Source organism: Pectobacterium brasiliense (assembly GCF_013449685.1).
Classification (GTDB): domain Bacteria; phylum Pseudomonadota; class Gammaproteobacteria; order Enterobacterales; family Enterobacteriaceae; genus Pectobacterium; species Pectobacterium brasiliense_A.
The window spans coordinates 1-1,336 of record NZ_JACDSF010000054.1 but is presented as its reverse complement, the minus strand read 5'-3'; the positions used below and the strand labels follow the sequence as shown (position 1 = coordinate 1,336).

1 protein-coding gene is annotated in these 1,336 nt (G+C 54.3%); it reads left to right on the top strand.

The genetic code is table 11. From position 1 onward, the window contains the following. The first annotated feature begins 91 nt into the window (after positions 1-91). A protein-coding gene (locus H0248_RS18520; RefSeq protein WP_180787028.1) for an IS3 family transposase occupies positions 92-1,299 on the top strand; the annotation gives its coding sequence in 2 pieces (ribosomal slippage) (positions 92-413 and positions 413-1,299; 1,209 coding nt in all). The last annotated feature ends 37 nt before the right edge of the window (positions 1,300-1,336 follow it).

Genomic DNA, 1,336 nt, shown 5'->3' with positions numbered 1-1,336 from the left:
TGATGTAGCCCCCTGAAACACCAGACAGTAGCTGTATCTCCAGATAAGAGATAGGCTTGAATATATGTCTAACACTAACGCCAATTTTAAGATGAACGGGATCCTTTTAGGGCAAGTAGTCCGTAAACGTAAGACTCCTCAGGAGAAAATCGCCATTATCCAGCAGACGATGGAGCCCGGCATGAATGTCTCCCATGTCGCCCGCCTGCATGGTATCCAGCCCAGCCTGCTGTTTAAGTGGAAGAAGCAATATCAGGAAGGCAGCCTCACCGCCGTAGCGGCCGGAGAAGAAGTTGTGCCAGCCTCTGAACTCACCGCAGCGCTGAAGCAGGTTCGGGAGCTTCAGCGCCTTCTGGGCAAGAAGACGATGGAAGTTGAGAGCCTGAAAGAAGCCGTGGAGTACGGTCAGTCGCGAAAATGGATAGTGCACGCGCCCTTGTTGCCAAAGGATGGGGAATAGCTCTGGTCAGCCGCACCATGAGCGTGTCGCGTGCGCAACTGTCACTGCGGATTAAGCGTTCTGCCGACTGGCAGGACAGGCGCTGTAACCGGCGTAATGACGAAGCAGACGCAGAAATACTGTCGGGTATCCTCGATATCATCAGCGATATGCCGAGTTATGGCTATCGCCGCGTGTGGGGCATCCTGCGTAAGCAACGTCGTACTGAGGGGCTGCCGCCGGTCAATGCCAAACGGCTTTACAGGATCATGAACGAGCATAACCTGCTGTTACTGCATGACAAACCAGAGCGGCCGACGCGTGAACATAAAGGTAAAATCGCAGTTGCGGAAAGTGATATGCGCTGGTGCTCAGATGGCTTTGAGTTCGGCTGCGATAATGGTGAAAAACTGCGTGTAACGTTCGCGCTGGACTGCTGCGACCGCGAGGCCATAGACTGGGCAGCAAGCACGGGAGGCTATGACAGCTCGACCGTGCAGGATGTGATGCTGGGGTCGGTAGAAAAGCGCTTCGGCGATAAGTTGCCGGACACAGCGGTGCAGTGGCTGACGGACAACGGTTCCGCGTATACCGCGCATGAAACGCGGAGGTTCGCCAGAGAGCTGAATCTGGAGCCGTGTACAACAGCGGTGAGCAGTCCGCAGAGTAATGGCATGGCGGAACGGTTCGTGAAGACGATGAAGGAAGACTATATCGCGTTCATGCCAAAACCGGATGTGAGAACAGCGCTGCAAAACCTTGCAGCAGCATTCACGCATTACAATGAAAATCACCCGCACAGTGCGCTGGGATATCTCTCTCCACGAGAATACCGGCAACAGCGGGCATCGTTAACTTAAGATACAAAAGCTGTCCGTAGATGGCGGGTCAAGATCA